15 protein-coding genes are annotated in these 18153 nt (G+C 62.8%); 11 read left to right on the top strand and 4 right to left on the bottom strand.

What is annotated here, in order from left to right:
• Positions 1-137 precede the first annotated feature (137 nt).
• Both FJD34_RS14700 and ptsP read left to right on the top strand, forming a co-directional pair.
• Positions 138-617, top strand: coding sequence for an RNA pyrophosphohydrolase (locus FJD34_RS14700; protein WP_032858866.1), 480 nt, complete (start codon positions 138-140; stop codon positions 615-617).
• A 22-nt stretch (positions 618-639) separates the two neighbouring features.
• Entirely contained in the window at positions 640-2919 is a 2280-nt protein-coding gene (gene ptsP / locus FJD34_RS14695; RefSeq protein ID WP_032858864.1) for a phosphoenolpyruvate--protein phosphotransferase, read from the top strand.
• A gap of 18 nt (positions 2920-2937) precedes the next feature.
• On the opposite strand, the gene FJD34_RS14690 is transcribed toward ptsP, so the two are convergent.
• Complete coding sequence (locus FJD34_RS14690; RefSeq protein ID WP_032858862.1) at positions 2938-3684, bottom strand: NRDE family protein; 747 nt, start codon at positions 3682-3684, stop codon at positions 2938-2940.
• 214 nt (positions 3685-3898) lie between these two features.
• Here FJD34_RS14690 and lgt point away from each other — a divergent pair, with 214 nt between their 5' ends.
• Positions 3899-4711, top strand: a complete 813-nt coding sequence (gene lgt, locus FJD34_RS14685) for a prolipoprotein diacylglyceryl transferase (RefSeq protein WP_032858860.1) — start codon at positions 3899-3901, stop codon at positions 4709-4711.
• A gap of 51 nt (positions 4712-4762) precedes the next feature.
• Positions 4763-5734: a thymidylate synthase gene (locus tag FJD34_RS14680; protein WP_065942340.1), complete on the top strand. Its 972-nt coding sequence runs from the start codon at positions 4763-4765 to the stop codon at positions 5732-5734.
• Positions 5735-5864: 130 nt separating this feature from the next.
• Here FJD34_RS14680 and cadR read toward each other — a convergent pair whose 3' ends face one another.
• Positions 5865-6314: a Cd(II)/Pb(II)-responsive transcriptional regulator gene (gene cadR / locus FJD34_RS14675; RefSeq protein ID WP_032858858.1), complete on the bottom strand. Its 450-nt coding sequence runs from the start codon at positions 6312-6314 to the stop codon at positions 5865-5867.
• 85 nt (positions 6315-6399) lie between these two features.
• Between cadR and FJD34_RS14670 the strand changes: the two genes are divergently transcribed.
• From FJD34_RS14670 to FJD34_RS14640, 7 genes are all read left to right on the top strand, one after another.
• Positions 6400-8649, top strand: a complete 2250-nt coding sequence (locus FJD34_RS14670; protein WP_090292338.1) for a heavy metal translocating P-type ATPase — start codon at positions 6400-6402, stop codon at positions 8647-8649.
• A gap of 16 nt (positions 8650-8665) precedes the next feature.
• Positions 8666-9529: a LysR family transcriptional regulator gene (locus FJD34_RS14665; protein WP_065942329.1), complete on the top strand. Its 864-nt coding sequence runs from the start codon at positions 8666-8668 to the stop codon at positions 9527-9529.
• Between the two features lie 183 nt (positions 9530-9712).
• Positions 9713-10777 carry a putative 2-aminoethylphosphonate ABC transporter ATP-binding protein gene (locus FJD34_RS14660; protein WP_090292335.1) on the top strand — a complete coding sequence of 355 codons (1065 nt, stop codon included), beginning with the start codon at positions 9713-9715 and terminating at the stop codon, positions 10775-10777.
• Position 10778: 1 nt separating this feature from the next.
• Entirely contained in the window at positions 10779-12503 is a 1725-nt protein-coding gene (locus FJD34_RS14655; protein WP_065942327.1) for a putative 2-aminoethylphosphonate ABC transporter permease subunit, read from the top strand.
• A 26-nt stretch (positions 12504-12529) separates the two neighbouring features.
• On the top strand, positions 12530-13546 hold the full coding sequence (locus tag FJD34_RS14650) for a putative 2-aminoethylphosphonate ABC transporter substrate-binding protein (protein WP_029289369.1): 1017 nt from the start codon (positions 12530-12532) through the stop codon (positions 13544-13546).
• 132 nt (positions 13547-13678) lie between these two features.
• On the top strand, positions 13679-14812 hold the full coding sequence (locus tag FJD34_RS14645; protein WP_032858850.1) for a TIGR03364 family FAD-dependent oxidoreductase: 1134 nt from the start codon (positions 13679-13681) through the stop codon (positions 14810-14812).
• Positions 14812-15366, top strand: coding sequence for a phosphonate degradation HD-domain oxygenase (locus tag FJD34_RS14640; protein WP_032858849.1), 555 nt, complete (start codon positions 14812-14814; stop codon positions 15364-15366). Before FJD34_RS14645 ends, FJD34_RS14640 begins: the two co-directional genes overlap by 1 nt.
• Here FJD34_RS14640 and FJD34_RS14635 read toward each other — a convergent pair.
• Both FJD34_RS14635 and FJD34_RS14630 read right to left on the bottom strand, forming a co-directional pair.
• Positions 15363-16730: a DUF3482 domain-containing protein gene (locus FJD34_RS14635; RefSeq protein ID WP_032858848.1), complete on the bottom strand. Its 1368-nt coding sequence runs from the start codon at positions 16728-16730 to the stop codon at positions 15363-15365. The genes FJD34_RS14640 and FJD34_RS14635 overlap by 4 nt on opposite strands.
• Positions 16723-18102: a DUF2868 domain-containing protein gene (locus tag FJD34_RS14630; RefSeq protein ID WP_090292334.1), complete on the bottom strand. Its 1380-nt coding sequence runs from the start codon at positions 18100-18102 to the stop codon at positions 16723-16725. Before FJD34_RS14630 ends, FJD34_RS14635 begins: the two co-directional genes overlap by 8 nt.
• Positions 18103-18153 lie beyond the last annotated feature (51 nt).

Raw genomic sequence — 18153 nt, 5'->3', positions numbered from 1 at the left:
TACTCGCTGAAAAGTCTGTAAAAAGGCGTCCAGAATACGGTCTTTTCACAAGAGTGCACATAAGGTAAGCAGCCTCGTTGCCGCTGCAACAAGCTTTGTGGAACAATGCGGCGACATGCGTTTGCGAGGTTGTTGCCGTGATCGACCCCGATGGTTTCCGTCCAAATGTCGGGATTATTCTTACGAATGATGCCGGACAGGTGCTATGGGCTCGCCGTATCAACCAAGATGCCTGGCAGTTTCCCCAGGGCGGGATCAACCCCGACGAAACCCCTGAAGACGCCCTGTACCGCGAGTTGAACGAAGAAGTAGGCCTGGAACGTGAAGATGTGCAAATTCTCGCCTGTACCCGAGGCTGGTTGCGCTATCGTTTGCCGCAACGCCTGGTGCGTACCCACAGCCAACCGCTGTGCATCGGCCAGAAGCAAAAGTGGTTTCTCCTGCGCCTGGTCTCCAATGAGCAGCGGGTGCGGATGGATTTGACCGGTAAACCGGAGTTCGATGGCTGGCGCTGGGTCAGTTATTGGTATCCGTTGGGCCAGGTGGTGACATTCAAGCGCGAGGTTTATCGTCGCGCTCTCAAAGAGCTTGCCCCGCGCCTTTTAGCGCGCGACTGACGACGGAGTTCGACCCCGAGCCATGCTCAATACGCTGCGCAAGATCGTCCAGGAAGTTAACTCCGCCAAGGATCTCAAGGCGGCGTTGGGGATTATTGTGTTGCGCGTCAAGGAAGCCATGGGCAGCCAGGTCTGCTCGGTTTACCTGCTGGACCCCGAGACCAACCGTTTTGTGCTGATGGCCACGGAGGGCTTGAATAAGCGCTCCATCGGCAAGGTCAGCATGGCGCCCAATGAAGGTCTGGTGGGCCTGGTGGGGACGCGTGAAGAACCCCTGAACCTTGAGAACGCGGCCGATCACCCGCGCTATCGCTACTTTGCCGAAACCGGCGAAGAACGCTACGCCTCCTTCCTCGGTGCCCCGATCATCCACCACCGCCGTGTTGTCGGCGTGTTGGTCATCCAGCAGAAAGAACGCCGCCAGTTCGACGAAGGTGAAGAAGCCTTCCTCGTGACCATGAGCGCGCAGTTGGCCGGGGTTATCGCCCATGCCGAAGCCACCGGCTCGATTCGCGGCCTGGGTCGCCAGGGCAAGGGTATCCAGGAGGCCAAGTTCGTCGGCGTGCCGGGTTCGCCGGGCGCGGCGGTCGGTACCGCGGTGGTCATGCTGCCACCGGCCGACCTCGATGTGGTGCCGGACAAGACCGTCGACGACATCGACGCTGAAATCAAACTGTTCAAGACCGCCCTGGAAGGCGTGCGCACCGATATGCGCAACCTGTCGACCAAGCTGGCCACCCAGTTGCGCCCCGAGGAACGGGCGCTGTTCGACGTTTACCAGATGATGCTGGATGACGCGTCCCTGGGGAATGAAGTCAAGACGGTGATCAAGACCGGCCAGTGGGCCCAGGGCGCACTGCGCCAGGTGGTCACCGACCACGTCAACCGCTTTGAACTGATGGACGACGCGTACCTGCGCGAGCGCGCCTCGGATGTACGTGACCTCGGTCGCCGCCTGCTGGCCTACCTGCAGGAAGATCGCAGTACCAACCTGGTCTACCCCGACAACACCATCCTGATCAGTGAAGAACTGACCGCCACCATGCTCGGCGAAGTGCCGGAAGGCAAACTGGTGGGCCTGGTCTCGGTATTGGGCTCGGGCAACTCCCACGTGGCGATCCTGGCCCGTGCCATGGGCATCCCGACGGTGATGGGCCTGGTGGACCTGCCGTATGCCAAGGTCGACGGCATCTCGATGATCGTCGACGGGCACCGTGGCGAGGTCTTCACCAACCCCAGCGACGTGCTGCGCAAGCAGTATGCCGAAATTGTAGAAGAGGAGCGCCAGCTGTCCCAGGGCCTTGATGCCCTGCGCGAACTGCCCTGCGTGACCCTCGACGGCCACCGTGTGCCGCTGCTGGTCAATACTGGCCTGCTGGCGGATGTCGCGCGTGCCCAACAACGTGGCGCTGAAGGGGTGGGGCTGTACCGCACCGAAGTGCCGTTCATGATCAACCAGCGTTTCCCTAGCGAGAAGGAGCAACTGGCGATTTATCGCGAGCAACTGTCCGCCTTCCATCCGCTACCGGTGACGATGCGCAGCCTGGACATCGGCGGCGACAAGTCACTGTCTTATTTCCCCATCAAGGAAGACAACCCCTTCCTTGGTTGGCGCGGCATCCGCGTTACCCTCGACCACCCCGAAATCTTCCTCGTCCAGACCCGCGCCATGCTCAAGGCCAGCGAAGGCCTGAACAACCTGCGCATTCTCCTGCCGATGATCTCCGGCACCCACGAACTGGAAGAAGCCCTGCACCTGATCCACCGTGCCTGGGGCGAAGTGCGCGACGAAGGTGCCGATGTACCGATGCCGCCAATTGGCGTGATGATCGAAATCCCGGCAGCGGTGTACCAGGCCAAGGAACTGGCGCGGCAGGTGGACTTCCTGTCGGTGGGCTCCAACGACCTGACCCAATACCTGCTGGCCGTGGACCGCAACAACCCACGGGTGGCCGACCTCTACGACTACCTGCACCCGGCGGTGTTGCAAGCCCTGCAACATGTAGTGCGCGATGCCCATGCCGAAGGCAAGCCGGTGAGTATCTGCGGGGAAATGGCCGGTGATCCGGCGGCGGCGGTGCTGTTGATGGCCATGGGCTTTGACAGCCTGTCGATGAACGCCACCAACTTGCCGAAGGTCAAGTGGATGCTGCGCCAGATTAACCTGAGCAAGGCCAAGGAACTGCTGGCGGAGTTGATGACCATCGACAACCCGCAAGTTATCCACAGCTCGCTGCAACTGGCCCTGAAAAGCCTGGGGTTGGCGCGGATGATCAATCCGACCGCGACGAAAACCCTGTAGGCGCGAGCAAGCTCGCGCCTACAGGTTGATGTCTACCTCGCCGAGTCGCCCACCATGGGGCCCGAAGCTACGTTCCACCATCCGCCGCGTCCCATCGGCATGCACAATCAGCGCGGTACTCGCTCGCGTCCCATAACTGGGGCTGGCGATAAACACACTCGACAACAGGCTCTCCGTCGCCAGCCCCACCCCGGTATCCGGCAGATCGGCAAAGGGGGCGGTCTGCGGGTCGCTCAAAATTCCCAGCAAGGCTTCAGGCTGCGGATCGTCCAACACTTCGGCCAGCGCGGCCTTGGCCTTGAGCAGTTTCGGCCACGGCGTATCCAGCCCGGCATTGGATAACCCATAGACCCCGGCCATCAGTTGCGTGGGCGTCGACTCATTGGCGTTGTAATGCCACAACGCGTCCCGCGTCCCGATTAACAGGTTGAACCCGGCATATTCAATTGATCTGCCGTTAACATCGGCTAAATAGTCGTCAATTGGCAGTGACCCGTTGAGAAAGCGCGCTACCAGCTCGCCACGGGACTTGCGCGCCGGTGGCTGGTGCGGGTTGCGGATATTGGTCAGCGCGGCGAACCGTCCATCGGCGCCGACCCCCAGCCAGGTCCCGCCCGCTTCCTGGTCGCGGCCGGCATAAACCTGCGGTGCATCCGGCCACTGGGCCAGGGGCAGGCTGGGCCGGGCGTAGAACTCATCACGGTTGGCCGCGACGATCAGCGGCTGGGCATGGCCCGGCCGCCAGGCGAAAACAATCAGGCACATAAGGTATTACCTCTGTGTTTTTGCCCACTCTACCCATAGAGCCGCCGGCTATCCATCGTATCGAAGTTGGGCCAGATGCCTCCCATCCGTTAACATGCCAGGCTGCTTGGCGTGGGGGCGAACTTCTTCATTTGATCGAACTGCTGTAACGCAGGCTTAATCGCCCACCGGCATGGTCCGTGCGCACTAACGAATGATTTAACGAGGAGTCGCAATGCTGCCTTACCCGCAGATCGACCCGGTGGCCCTGGCCATCGGTCCGCTGAAAATCCACTGGTACGGCTTGATGTACCTGATCGGCATCGGCGGTGCCTGGCTGCTGGCTTCCCGGCGCCTGAACCGCTTCGACCCGACCTGGACCAAGGAAAAGCTCTCCGACATGGTGTTCTGGATGTCCATGGGCGTGATCGTTGGCGGACGCCTGGGCTATGTGCTGTTCTACGACCTCAGCGCGTACCTGGCCAACCCGACCCTGATTTTCGAGGTGTGGAAGGGCGGCATGGCGTTCCACGGCGGCTTTATCGGCGTGATGCTCGCGGCCTGGTGGTTTGGCCGGCGCAACGGCAAGTCATTCTTCCAGTTGATGGACTTCGTCGCGCCAATGGTGCCGATTGGCCTGGGTGCCGGGCGTATCGGTAACTTTATCAACGCCGAATTGTGGGGCAAGCCGACCGACGTGCCGTGGGCCATGGTGTTCCCGCCGTTCAGCGATCCGGCGCAATTGCCGCGTCATCCGTCGCAGTTGTATCAGTTCGCCCTTGAGGGCGTGGCGCTGTTCCTGATCCTCTACATCTTCTCGCGCAAACCACGGCCAACCATGGCGGTGTCGGGGATGTTTGCCCTGTTCTACGGGATCTTCCGTTTCATCGTCGAGTTTGTGCGGGTGCCGGATGCGCAGTTGGGTTACCTGGCGTTCGGTTGGCTGACCATGGGTCAGGTTCTCAGTATTCCGATGATTCTGGCAGGCCTGGGCATGCTCTGGTGGGCTTACAATCGCCCGCAGGCGATCAAGAACACCGCGCTATAAATTCGAACGCCGAGGCTCATGGGCCTCGGCTTCACCGATACAGGTAATGACATGAAGCAATATCTAGAGCTGGTTTCCCACGTCATCAACAATGGCACCAAGCAGGCCAACCGCACTGGCGTGAACACCATCAGCTTCCCCGGTGCGATGTTGCGCTTTGACCTGCAGGAAGGTTTCCCGGCCATCACCACCCGCAAAATGGCCTTCAAGTCGGCGATCGGCGAGATGTGCGGCTTTTTGCGCGGGGTGAACAATGCTGCCGAGTTTCGCGCCCTGGGCTGCAAGGTGTGGGACCAGAACGCCAACGAAAACGCACAGTGGCTGGCCAACCCGTTCCGCCAGGGCGATGACGACCTGGGTGAAATCTACGGTGTGCAATGGCGCAAGTGGCCGGCGTACAAGCAGATCCCGCTGAGCAACCAGGCCGCTATCGAGCAGACCCTGGCCCAAGGCTATCGCCAGATCGCCGAAGGCGAGGAAGACGGCCAGGCCTACGTGGTGCTGTACAAGGCCATCGACCAGATCCGCCAGTGTGTCGACACCATCATCAAGGACCCGGGCAGCCGCCGCATCCTGTTCCACGGCTGGAACTGCGCCCAACTCGATGAAATGGCCCTGCCGCCGTGCCACTTGTTGTACCAGTTCCACCCGAATGTCGAGACCCGGGAGATTTCCCTGACCCTCTACATCCGCTCCAACGACCTGGGCCTGGGCACGCCGTTCAACCTGACCGAAGGTGCTGCGCTGCTGAGCCTGATCGGCCGCCTGACCGGCTACACGCCGCGCTGGTTCACCTATTTCATCGGTGATGCCCACGTCTACGAAAACCATCTGGACATGCTCAACGAGCAGCTCAAGCGCGAGCCATTCGCTGCGCCCAAGCTGGTGATCAGCGACCGCGTGCCGGAGTTTGCCAAGACTGGCGTATACCAGCCGGAGTGGCTGGAGTTGATCGAGCCGGGCGACTTCTCGCTGGAAGGCTATGAGCACCATGCGCCGATGACGGCGCCGATGGCGGTCTGATCTAAACGCGGTCAAAAAATGTGGGAGCGGGCTTGCCCGCGATAGCGGTGTATCAGTCGACATCTTAATTGACTGGTCCACCGCTATCGCGGGCAAGCCCGCTCCCACATTTGGTTGGCGTTCACATTAGTTAATGGCCATGGCTTCTACCGACATGTGAATGCTCCGCCTCACTGGTCGCCACACTCCCGCTGACTTCCAGCCGCTGCAAAATCCCACACTGATCAATCTCCGGCCCTTCGCCACAGCGCTGGCGCAGGTCGAGCAGTTGCGTCTGCAACGCCAACAACCCATCGATCCGCGCCTTGACGTGATGGATATGCTCGTCGATCAGGGCATTGACGCTTTCGCACTGGTCCTGGGGGCTGTCGCGCAGGCCCAGCAGGCTGCGGATCTCTTCCAGGGTCATGTCCAGGCTGCGGCAGTTGCGGATAAAGGTCAGCCGCTCGGTGTGGGCCTGGGTGTACAGGCGGTAGTTGCCCTCACTGCGCGCAGGCGGCGGCAACAGGCCTTCCTTCTCGTAATAACGGATGGTTTCTACCGGGCAGTCGGTCAGTTTTGCCAGTTCGCCGATCTTCATCGCAGCAATCTCCAAAAGGGTGCTTGACCCTATAGTGGCTACAGGGTCTTTACTTGGCAACAGGCACCTTCACGGACGCGACACAATGAGCGATTCCATTCACACCCCGCATAAGCATGACCACGACCACGATCATGATCACGGCGAAAAACTGCAGCCTGTGCAAAAGCACGATCATGGCGGCTCCTGCTGTTCCGGCGCGGCTGCGCCATCCCTGGTGACGTTGACCGAAGCGCCTAGCGCCAACGCGCGGCTGAGCACCTTCCGCATCGAAGCCATGGACTGTCCCACCGAGCAAACGCTGATCCAGAACAAACTGGGCAAGCTGGCCGGTGTGCAGCAGCTGGAGTTCAACCTGATCAACCGCATCCTCGGCGTGACCCACGACCTGCCGAGCACCGCGCCGATCATTGAAGCCATCAAGTCCTTGGGCATGCAGGCCGATCCGATCGAAGAGGGTGCGCCTGCCGCCGAACCTGCGGCCAAGAAGCCCTGGTGGCCGCTGGCCCTGTCCGGTGTCGGCGCGCTGGCAGCGGAGGTGATCCATTTCACCAACGCCGCGCCGACTTGGGTGGTGGCTCTGGTGGCGCTGGTGTCGATCCTCAGTGGCGGCCTCACGACCTACAAAAAGGGTTGGATTGCCCTGAAGAACCTCAATCTGAACATCAATGCGCTGATGAGCATCGCTGTTACCGGTGCGGTGCTGATCGGCCAGTGGCCAGAAGCGGCCATGGTGATGTTCCTGTTCACCGTGGCCGAGTTGATCGAAGCCAAGTCCCTGGACCGTGCACGTAATGCCATCAGCGGCTTGATGCAGATGACACCGGAGCGGGCCACGGTGCGCTTGGCTGACGGTAGTTGGGTCGAACAGGAGGTCAAAATCATTGAACTGGGCGCCATCGTGCGGGTACGCCCCGGTGAGCGCATTGGCCTGGACGGGGAAGTCACCGCGGGCCAATCCACCATCGACCAGGCACCGATCACCGGGGAAAGCCTGCCGATTGAAAAGACCGTGGGCGACAAAGTGTTCGCCGGCACCATCAACCAAGCCGGTTCCCTGGAATACCGGGTGACCGCCGCCGCTAACAACTCCACCCTGGCGCGCATCATCCATGCGGTGGAGCAGGCCCAGGGCTCGCGGGCGCCGACCCAGCGCTTTGTCGACAGCTTCTCGAAAATCTACACCCCGGCGGTGTTCCTGTTTGCCTTGGGCGTGGCTGTTATTCCGCCGCTGTTCATGGGCGGGGTGTGGTTCGACTGGATCTACCGTGCGCTGGTGCTGCTGGTGGTTGCCTGCCCATGCGCCCTGGTGATTTCCACCCCGGTGACCATCGTCAGCGGCCTGGCCGCGGCGGCGCGCAAAGGCATCCTGATCAAGGGCGGTGTGTACCTGGAGGCTGGCTACAAGCTCGACTACCTGGCCCTGGACAAGACCGGCACCATCACCCATGGCAAGCCGGTCCAGACCGACTACCTGGCGCTGTCCGCCAATGATAATGCCCCGGCCTTGGCCGCCAGCCTTGCCGGGCGCTCCGATCACCCGGTATCGCTGGCCATCGCCAACGCGGCTGTGGATAAAAACCTGGCGCTGCTCGCTGTGGATAACTTCGAGGCCCTGGCCGGGCGCGGGGTCCGTGGCGAAATCAACGGCGAGGTCTATCACCTGGGCAACCACCGCCTGGTGGAAGAGCTGGGCCTGTGCTCGCCAGCCCTTGAAGAAAAACTCTTCGCCCTGGAGAAACAAGGCAAGTCCGTGGTGTTGCTGTTGGACAAGTCCGGCCCAATGGCGCTGTTCGCCGTGGCCGACACGGTCAAGGACAGCAGCCGCGAAGCCATCCAGCAGTTGCACGAGTTGGGCATCAAGACCCTGATGCTCACTGGCGACAACACCCACACCGCCCAGGCAATTGCCGCCCAGGTGGGGATCGACCAGGCCCAGGGCGATTTGCTGCCCACCGACAAGCTCAAGGCCATCGAGGATCTGTACGGCAAAAACCACCGGGTCGGCATGGTCGGCGATGGCATCAACGACGCCCCGGCCCTGGCCCGCGCCGAGATTGGCTTTGCCATGGCCGCCGCTGGCACTGACACCGCCATCGAGACCGCCGACGTGGCGCTGATGGACGACGATTTGCGCAAGATTCCGGCATTCATACGCTTGTCGCGACAAACGTCGAGTATCCTCAAGCAGAACATCGCCCTGGCGCTGGTGATCAAGGCGATCTTCCTTGCGGTCACCTTCCTGGGCATGGCCACTATGTGGATGGCAGTTTTCGCCGACATGGGCGTGAGCCTGCTGGTGGTTTTCAATGGTCTGCGCCTGTTGCGCAAATAGTCGATGAGAGGGTGGTGTGCTGAGTGCCGAGCTGAAGGCGTTTTACATGGTCGCCCGCCTGGGCAGCATTACCCAGGCGGCGAAAAAACTCGGCCTGAGCCAGCCCACGGTGACCACCCAGATTCGCCATCTGGAAAGCCAGTACTCGGTTGAGCTGTTCTATCGCGGTGGCCGCCGCCTCACCGTCAGCGACGAGGGCGCGCGGCTGTTACCGATGGTCAAGGCGTTGTTGCAGCAGGAAGCGGATATCGAGTTTTTCCTGCGCAACAGCGGCCAGGTCCAGGGCACCCTGAGAATTGCCGCCACCGCGCCTTATTACATCCTCGATCTGGTCAAGACCTTCCGCGAGCGGCTGCCGCAGGTGGAAGTCTCAGTGGAAATCGGCAACTCCCAGCAGGTGCTTGAAGCCCTGGATGACTACCGGGTGGACGTCGCGGCCTCATCGCAACTGCTGGAAGATCCTCGCCTGATCCGCCGGGTGCTGGGTACCGACCCGCTGGTGCTGGCGGTGCATCGCAATCATCCGTTGGCGGTGTTGGAGCATGTGCCACTCAGTGCATTGGCCGGGCATACCTTGTTGATGCGTGAGGCAGGCTCTACCACGCGGCGCCTGACTGAAGAAATGCTCGCTGGCGCGGGCGTGAGTTATGGGCCGCTGCTGGAAATCGGCAGCCGTGAGTCGATCCGCGAGGCGGTGTTGCGCAATATCGGCATCAGCATCATTGCCCGCCAGGAAGTGCCCCATGATCCACAGTTGCGGGTGCTGACCATCGAGAATGCGCCGCAGATTCCGGAGTACCTGTATTGCCTCAAGGAGCGCAAAGGTGCGCGGCTGCCGGCGGCGTTTCTGGGGTTGGCGCAGGAAATGTCGCCACTCTGAGGGTGTTGGTGGCTTTGAAATCGCCATCGCAGGCAAGCCCGCGATAACGCCAGGCCAGTCACCACAACTCCGCAACCCTACCCAAATCTACCAATACCACTATCACCCGCTTTTGCCTTCCTGCCACAACAGGGACGCATTTGCTCCCTAGCATGGCCTTCATCAGTTTGATGAGGTGCCACCATGAACACAGCCCAGCTCAACCCCGGCGCGCCGATGAAGGTGCGTGGTATCCAGAAGCGCTTTGGCGCCTTTACCGCCCTGGACCATGTGTCCCTGGATGTCGACGCCGGTGAACTGGTGTGCCTGCTCGGCCCCTCGGGCTGTGGCAAGACCACTCTGCTGCGCTGCATCGCCGGCCTGGAACGCCAGGACAGCGGCGAGTTGTACCTGGGTGATCGCGATGTTTCCCTACTGGCACCGCAGGCGCGGGACTACGGCATCCTGTTCCAGTCCTACGCGCTGTTTCCCAACCTCAGCGTCGAGGCCAACATCGGCTATGGTCTGACCGGCAGCGGCCGCGATGAAGTGCGCAAGCGCGTGGCGCAGATGCTGGAACTGGTCGGCCTGACCGGCAGCGAAAAGAAATACCCCGGCCAACTGTCCGGTGGCCAGCAGCAACGGGTCGCCCTGGCCCGCGCCCTGGCGCCGGCCCCGTCGCTGTTGCTGCTGGATGAACCGATGTCGGCCCTCGACGCCCGGGTGCGCGAGCACCTGTGTACCGAACTGCGCCAACTGCAACGCCGCCTGGGCATCACCACCTTGATGGTCACCCACAACCAGGACGAAACCATGCTGATGGCCGACCGCATCGCTGTGATGAACAACGGCAAGGTCGAGCAGTACGCCACTCCTCAAGAGATTTACGACCGTCCGGCCACGCCGTTCGTGGCCGAGTTTGTCGGCCAGGGCAACTGGCTGCCGTTCAGCCGCAACAGCGCCAGCCACGCCCAGGTCGGTGGGATGAATGTGCGCCTGGCCGATGACTGCGGTAAAGCCGCGTCGGGCCGCCTGTTCTGTCGGCCGGAAGCGATCAGCGTCAACCCGCCGGTGCATGAAGAAAACCTGTTCCCGGCCAAGGTCCGCGAGATCACCTTCCTCGGCAACCGTTGCCGCATGAGTTTCGAGCTGGACCAGTTGCCCGGTCACCCCATGCTCGCCGAACTGGCGCCGGAAGCCATGCCGCGCCTGGGCGCCCAGGATATCTGGGTCGCGCTGCCACCGCGCAGCCTGCAGGTGTTTGCCTGAGATGGCCGCTGACATGACCCTGCCGATACCCGACCGCGTGGCTCGCCAGGTTTCCCGTGCCGAAATCGGCGACCGCATCTTTGTAGTGGGCGGCAAGTTGCTGCTGCTGTGCCTGTTGGGCATCGCCGTGTTGTTGCCGTTGCTGGCGATCTTCTGGCGCGGCTTCAGCGCTGAAGACGGGCAGGGCGGTGGGCTGGTGGCGGCGCGCGAACTGCTGACCAGCGCCAACTTCCACTGGCTGCTGGGCAATAGCCTCAAGGTTTCCCTCAGCGTAGCGGCCATCGTCGTACCGCTGGCCTATCTGTTTGCCTACGCGCTGCAACGCACGCTGATCCCCGGCAAGACGCTCTGGCGTGGTCTGTCATTGCTGCCGCTGATGGCGCCCTCGATGTTGCCGGGCATCGCCCTGGTGTATCTGTTCGGCAACCAGGGCATGTTGCGCGGCCTGCTGTCAGACAACATCTACGGCTTCTGGGGCATTGTCCTCGGTGAAGTGATCTACACCTTTCCCCATGCGCTGATGATCCTGCTGTCGGCGCTGTCCCTGGCGGATGCGCGGCTGTTCGATGCCGCGTCGAGCATGGGCGCCAGCCCGGCCCGGGCGTTTCGCAGCATCACCTGGCCGGCGACGCGTCAGGCCGTGTTCGCCGCGTTCTGCCTGGTATTCACCCTGACCATTACCGACTTCGGCGTGCCCGTGGTGGTGGGCGGCGACTATCAAGTGCTGGCGCTGGAAGCCTACAAGGCGGTGGTCGGCCAGCAGCAGTTCGGTCGCGGCGCCCTGATCGGCATGGTGTTGCTGCTGCCGGCGCTGCTCAGTTTCGCGGTGGATACCTGGCTGCGCCGGCGCCACGGCGACTCCATGAGTGGCCGCGCCCAAGTGTTCCAGCCGGCGCCGTCGCGCCTGCGGGATGGTTGCTACCTGGCGATTGTGTTGCTGATCTGCGCGGTGTTGCTGCTGGTATTCGGCATGGCGGTGTATTCGTCGCTGGTGAAGTTCTGGCCGTACAACCTGTCGCTGTCGCTCAACCACTACCAGTTCAACGACACCGCCGGCGGCGGCTGGCTGGCCTATCGCAACAGTTTGACCATGGCGATCTGCACCGCACTGATCGGCAGTGTGCTGATCTTCACCGGCGCTTACCTGATGGAAAAGACCAAGGGGCAAAAAGGCCTCAACCTGGCGCTGCGCATGCTCAGTTTTGTGCCGATGGCGGTACCGGGCTTGGTGCTGGGCCTGGGCTATGTGTTCTTTTTCAACCTCAATGGCAACCCGCTGCATGTGCTCTACGGGAGCATGACGCTGTTGGTGGTATGCACCATTGCTCACTATTTGACCACTGCGCAAATGACCGCCACGACTGCCCTGCGCCAACTCGATGCCGAGTTCGAAGCCGCTGCGCTGTCGCTCAAGGCGCCGTTGTACCGCCACTATCTGCGGGTCACCGTGCCGATCTGCCTGCCGGCGCTGTTGGACATCCTGCGCTACCTGTTTGTCTCGGCGATGACCACCGTCTCGGCGGCGATCTTTCTCTACAGCCCCGACACCATCCTCGCCGCAGTCGCCGTGTTGAACATGGACGACGCCGGCAATGTTGGCGGCGCGGCGGCCATGTCGACCTTGATTCTGTTCACTTCAGCCGGCGTCTCGCTGCTGCTGGCGTGGGCCTCACGCGGCTTGTTGCGCCGCTCCCAGGCCTGGCGCCAAACCGCGCCCGGTCAATAACTCTGCCCCACACAAGGAAACGCACCATGTTCAAGCCCCTGGCCCTCGCCGCTGCTGTGCTCACCGCGTTCAGCCTGAATGCCTTTGCCGCAAAAACCGAGTTGACCGTGTACACGGCCCTCGAAGCCGAGCAGTTGAAGACCTACAAAAAAGCCTTCGAAGCGGCCAACCCGGACGTCGAGATCAAGTGGGTGCGGGACTCCACCGGGATCATCACTGCCAAGCTGCTGGCGGAAAAAGCCCGCCCGCAAGCTGACGCGGTATGGGGCCTGGCGGCGTCCAGCCTGGCGATTCTCGATCAGCAGGGCATGCTGCAAAGCTACGCACCCAAGGATCTGGACAAGATCGGCAAGAACTACCGCGACGCCGCCAACCCGCCGGCCTGGGTCGGCATGGACGTGTGGGCCGCGACTATCTGCTTCAACACCGTCGAAGCCGAAAAGCAGGGCCTGAGCAAGCCGATCAGTTGGCAGGACCTGACCAAGCCCGAGTACAAGGGCAAGATCGTCATGCCGAACCCGGCATCGTCCGGCACCGGTTTCCTCGACGTCAGCGCCTGGTTGCAGACCTTCGGCGAGAAGCAGGGCTGGCAGTACATGGATGATCTGCACCAGAACATCGGCCAGTACGTGCACTCCGGCTCCAAGCCGTGCAAGTTGGCGGCCTCCGGTGAGTTCCCGATCGGGATTTCCTTTGAATACCCAGCGGTGCAGTTGAAGCGCCAGGGCGCGCCGCTGGATATCGTTTTGCCCAAGGAAGGCCTGGGCTGGGACATTGAAGCCACCGCCGTGATCAAAGGAACCGCGCATCAGGAAGCGGCGCAGAAACTCGCCGACTTCTCTGCAAGCCCTGCTGCGATGGAGCTGTACAAGGAAAACTTCGCGGTCCTGGCCCAGCCGGGTATTGCCAAGCCGCAGACCGAGCTGCCGGCGGACTACGAGCAACGGCTGATCAAGAACGACTTTGCCTGGGCCTCGAAAAACCGCGATAACATCCTGACTGAGTGGCGCAAGCGCTATGACGGCAAGTCGGAAAAACAATAACTTCAACCGTTGCTAACACTGTAGGAGCGAGCTTGCTCGCGAAGAACGTGAACGATAACGCGGGCAGTCAGAATGCACGCTGCGCCCTCAGGTTTTTCGCGAGCAAGCTCGCTCCTACAGGGGGCGAACACCATGACACACCACACTGACCTACTGATCATCGGCGCCGGCATCCTCGGCCTGTCCCACGCTTACGCCGCCGCCAAGCGCGGCCTCAAGGTCAAGGTCTTCGAACGCACGGCCACGCCCCTGGGCGCCTCGGTGCGTAACTTCGGCCAGGCGCTGGTCACCGGCCAACCACCAGGCCCGATGCTCGACCTGGCCCGGCAAAGCCGTGATATCTGGGGGCAATGGGCACAACTGGCGAACCTGCAACTCAAGCGCAATGGCTCCTACCTGTTTGCCCGCACCGAAGCTGAAGAACACTTGCTGGAAGCGTTTTGCGCCGGTCGCGCCGAGGAATACGGTTACCGCGTCAACCTGCTGCAAGGCGCTGCGATGAATGATCTGTATGGCGGCCAGTTTCGCCATCATCGCGCAGCCTTGCACGGCCTGGACGATCAGCAGCTGTATTCACGCGAAGCACTCCCTGCGCTGATCAACTACCTGTGCCGCGAACTCAAGGTGGAATTCCACTTCTCCACCCTGGTGCGTGATATCGAACCCGGCCAACTGCACAGCACCGCCGGGAGTTTTCGCGGCGAGCAGATCATTGTCTGCTCCGGCCACGACTACCAGACCCTGTTGGCCGAGCAGATCGCCGAACTCAACCCGCAGATCTGCCACCTGCAAATGCTCCGTGCCCGGCCCAAGGTCGACCTGAACCTGCAACATGCGTTGCTGACAGGCCTGAGTTGCGTGCACTACGGCGCTTTTGCCGACTTGCCGGAAGCGGCGCCAGTGCAGGCGCAGATCCTGCGGGATGTGCCGCACCTGCATGAACACGGCATCCACCTGCTGATCAGCCCGACACCGTATGGCGAGTTGATCATCGGCGACTCCCACCATTACGGCAGCGATCCGTCACCGTTCAATGCCGAACAGGTGGACAACTGGATGATCGAGCTGGCAGAACAGACCCTGGGTTGCCAGATTCAGGTCGTGGAACGCTGGCAGGGCGTCTATGGTTCCCGTGGGCCGGGGCCGTTTTCGTTCCTGCGCGCTGCAGATGGCGTGAGCGTGGCCTTGATGCATACGGGCGTAGGCATGAGCGTGGGGCCGGCGATGGCCGAGCGCAATATCACTGAGCTGTGGGGGGAAGTGTGATGCAAGCTGAACACGTTATCGCGCAAGTCTTTGCCTTGTACGAACGGCATGGCGCAGCCGACTACATTGGCGAGCCGGTGTCGCAGATCGAGCATATGTCCCAGGCCGCGCAATTGGCCATGGCCGAGGGCTTCGACGACGAAGTGGTGCTGGCGGCGTTCTTCCACGATATCGGGCATATCTGCGGCCAGGGTGGCGAGAACATGGGCGGCTACGGCGTAGTCAGCCATGAACGCCTGGGCGCCGACTATCTGCGGCGCGCCGGCTTCAGTGAGCGCCTGGCAAAATTGGTGGAATATCACGTACAGGCCAAGCGCTACCTGACCTTCAGCCAGCCGGACTATTACGACCGTTTGAGCGAGGCCAGCCGCCGTACCCTGGGTTACCAGGGCGGGGTGATGACGGCCGATGAGGCCCGAGCGTTCGAGCAGGATCCGCTGTGCGCGGTGAGCCTGCGCATGCGCCACTGGGATGAACAGGCCAAGGACATGCACGTGCCGGTGCTGGACCTTGAGGTGCTGAAGGCCAAGGCCCGGCAACTGCTGGCGGCTTAAGCCTCGTCCAGGCGCTGGGCCAGGGCTTCGATCTGTTCCTGGCGCTCGGCCTGGCTCAACCTTGGGTGAGGGTTGAGCGACGACCATTGCGGATGGGCGCGCGCCTTGTGCAGGGCGTCGGGCAGCTTGCCTTCACGCCAGGTCTTGTCCTGCGGGGTATCGACCTTGATGCTGTGCATCGCCGCATGCCCACGCAGGTTCAGGGCCTTGAGCAACTGCCGTTGGCGCAGGGCCAGCAGGCGCAACACGCTGTCATCCACGGTCAGCTCGCGCTGGCCCTTGATCTTGCCCAGCAGACGGCTGCCGTAGCTGCGCGCGGTTTGCAGCGCGCCGCCGGCAATCGCCCCGGCCAGGGCGGCGGCGCCCAGGGTCAGGCCGCCGACCAGCAAGTCCACACCGGCGCCGGCCGCGGCTCCTGCTGCAATCCCTCCGCCGACCCGCACCCCTAGTTGCTTGAGGGTTTCGGGGTTGAACAAATCATCGCCCCAACGCCCGTCCAGCAGCGGCAGGTCGCTGGCCGCAGCGTCTTGCGGGCGGAAACCGAACAACTTGAGCAGGGCTTCGACGCAACGTTGTTCGCGCTGGCGCACGGCTTTGCGCAGATCGCCGATGGCTTGTTGTTCATCCTCGGTGACCACACTGCGCCGGCACGCGGCGCAGTCGATCAGCAGCTCGGCGATCAGGCGGGCAGCGCTTTGCTGGCGCGCCTGGCGTTGAGCCTCTTGATCAAGGATCAGCCGTTCCAGCTGTGGGCGTGAGCTTTCCAGCAACAGGGCCAGGCTTTCATACAGCCGTCGCTCGCCATCTTCGGGGGGCGCCACACTGTCAAACCGCACCAGCGCATGCAGGCCCAGGCGGGCCAGGGCTTCGCGCCAGTCCGGCTCGCGGTGGTCGCTGCTGCTGACAAAGTTGAGCACCGGCAGCAGTGGCTTGCCGCAACTGGCCAGCACTTGCAGCTCGTCGCGGTATTTGGCCAGTACCGGTTCCCGGGCGTCGATCACATACAGGCCGGCATCGGACGCGAGCAGTTGACGCAGCACCTTGGCTTCCTGCTCGAAGCGTTGGCGGGCTTCGCTGCCTTCCAGGAAGCGGGCGAGGCGGGCCGGGCCGTCGAGACGCTCGCCCGGTCGGTCGAGGCGTTCGAGGTAATCGAGCAGGGCGATGGCATCTTCCAGGCCCGGCGTGTCGTACAGTTCCAGCAAAGCTTCACCGTCGACCGACAAGCGCGCGCCCTCGACATGCCGGGTGGTACTGGGGCGGTGGGACACTTCGCCAAAGCCCACGTCACGGGTCAGGGTGCGTAGCAGCGAGGTCTTGCCGACGTTGGTGTGGCCGACCACCGCCAGTTTCAGGGGTTTAGTCATGACCAGTCTCCAGCCAGGTAAGCGGTGCGCAATCAGCGAAGGGCAAACCCAGTTGCTGCAAGGCCGTGTGCCAATCACCGAGGCGCTCGGCATCCAGTGCCTGGCCCGGTGGTGCTTGCAGCAGCCAGACACGGGTGGCGCTGGCGCAGCGGGCCAGTTCGCCGATCAACGCCAGGCTGCCGCGATCCGGCGAGCGGCGTGGGTCACAGGCGATCACCAGGCGGGCGGGCGGGAAGCGGGTCAATTGTTCCAACAATTTGTTGCGCGACTCGCGGCTGTCGAGGATTCCGGCGTTCTTGACCGTGGCCGGCAGTTTGGGTGGCCACGGGTGCTGGTCGTCGAGTTCGATGGCCACCAGCAGGGCGCCATCGCTTTGCAACTCGCTGGCCCCGCCGCTGACTGGGTGCAACTGTTCTGGAGCCGCATCGTTCACACCGAGGCGTTCACTGCTGGGCATCAAGGCTTCACGCAACGCGCTGTAGCCGGGCAGGTTGAGGTCCAGGCGCAAGGCGGCACGCCCGCGTTGCCAGCGCCATAGGCAGAGGAGAGCGAGGACCAGCCGGGGCAGCAGGCCGTAGACCAGCAATACGCCCACCAGCCAGGCAGCCCAGGCCTGGCGGGCGCTTTCGATATTGAGTGCAGAGTCGCCGCTGGCGCGGATCATTTCCACCGTTGGCACGCTGAAACCGAGCAGGGCGGGCAGGCTGCCCAGGGCCTGGGTCACGCTGACAAAGGTGTCGGCGCCGAGAATGGTGGTTTCCCAGACAAAGCCGTAGCGCCGGGTGGCCATCAAGGTCAGCAGGATCACCAGCGCGCTGCACAGCGCCAGCAGCCACAGGCCATTGACCAGCACGCCGACCGCCCAACGGTTGAGCTTGTGGCGTTGCAGCAGCAACAACAACGCCGGCGCCAGTTGCGCGGCCTTGGCATCGCGGGCGAGTTTTTCGCTGAGCCACAACCACAGGCGGCCGAGGCTGGCGCTATGGTCGCCGGCAAACAGCAGGCCCAGGGCCCAGCTCAGCAGCAGGATCAGGTTCAAGCCCAGCAGGCTGCCCAGGGCCCAGAACACATTGACCGGGGTCAGGCCGTTGCCCAGTGCGGCGAAGGCCAGGCCGGCGCCGCTGACGACGGCCAGCACCATCAGCACGATCAGCGCCAGGCGCGCACCTTGCAGCCAATGGTGCAGGGCGGCGCTCAGGCCGTCGCGCTCGGCCAGCCATAGGGCACGGTTTTGAATGCGTGTCGGCAGGTCGCCGCCGCTACTGCGGGCCAGGCGATTGGCTTCCTGGTCCTCCAGGGCGCCTGCGTGTTCTTCACGCAGGCGCACGGTTTCCGTCAGCCAGAGTTTTTGCAGGGGGTTCAGTGCAGTCACGCGCCGTCCTGTTGTGTCAGTGAGCCTGGAGCATAACCCCTGGCCCGCGCC

The organism is Pseudomonas brenneri (assembly GCF_007858285.1).
GTDB lineage: Bacteria > Pseudomonadota > Gammaproteobacteria > Pseudomonadales > Pseudomonadaceae > Aquipseudomonas > Aquipseudomonas brenneri.
Note: the sequence above shows the minus strand (reverse complement) of the source record. Positions and strands in the feature narration are given on the sequence as shown.

What these genes read in the sequence shown, in the direction of transcription:
- FJD34_RS14670 (WP_090292338.1), top strand. Translation starts at nt 6,400, where the DNA reads ATGAGCGATTCCATTCACACCCCGCATAAGCATGACCACGACCACGAT.
- FJD34_RS14660 (WP_090292335.1), top strand. Translation starts at nt 9,713, where the DNA reads ATGAACACAGCCCAGCTCAACCCCGGCGCGCCGATGAAGGTGCGTGGT.
- FJD34_RS14655 (WP_065942327.1), top strand. Translation starts at nt 10,779, where the DNA reads ATGGCCGCTGACATGACCCTGCCGATACCCGACCGCGTGGCTCGCCAG.
- FJD34_RS14680 (WP_065942340.1), top strand. Translation starts at nt 4,763, where the DNA reads ATGAAGCAATATCTAGAGCTGGTTTCCCACGTCATCAACAATGGCACC.
- cadR (WP_032858858.1), bottom strand. Translation starts at nt 6,314, where the DNA reads ATGAAGATCGGCGAACTGGCAAAACTGACCGACTGCCCGGTAGAAACC.
- ptsP (WP_032858864.1), top strand. Translation starts at nt 640, where the DNA reads ATGCTCAATACGCTGCGCAAGATCGTCCAGGAAGTTAACTCCGCCAAG.
- FJD34_RS14635 (WP_032858848.1), bottom strand. Translation starts at nt 16,730, where the DNA reads ATGACTAAACCCCTGAAACTGGCGGTGGTCGGCCACACCAACGTCGGC.
- FJD34_RS14640 (WP_032858849.1), top strand. Translation starts at nt 14,812, where the DNA reads ATGCAAGCTGAACACGTTATCGCGCAAGTCTTTGCCTTGTACGAACGG.
- FJD34_RS14650 (WP_029289369.1), top strand. Translation starts at nt 12,530, where the DNA reads ATGTTCAAGCCCCTGGCCCTCGCCGCTGCTGTGCTCACCGCGTTCAGC.
- FJD34_RS14690 (WP_032858862.1), bottom strand. Translation starts at nt 3,684, where the DNA reads ATGTGCCTGATTGTTTTCGCCTGGCGGCCGGGCCATGCCCAGCCGCTG.
- FJD34_RS14645 (WP_032858850.1), top strand. Translation starts at nt 13,679, where the DNA reads ATGACACACCACACTGACCTACTGATCATCGGCGCCGGCATCCTCGGC.
- lgt (WP_032858860.1), top strand. Translation starts at nt 3,899, where the DNA reads ATGCTGCCTTACCCGCAGATCGACCCGGTGGCCCTGGCCATCGGTCCG.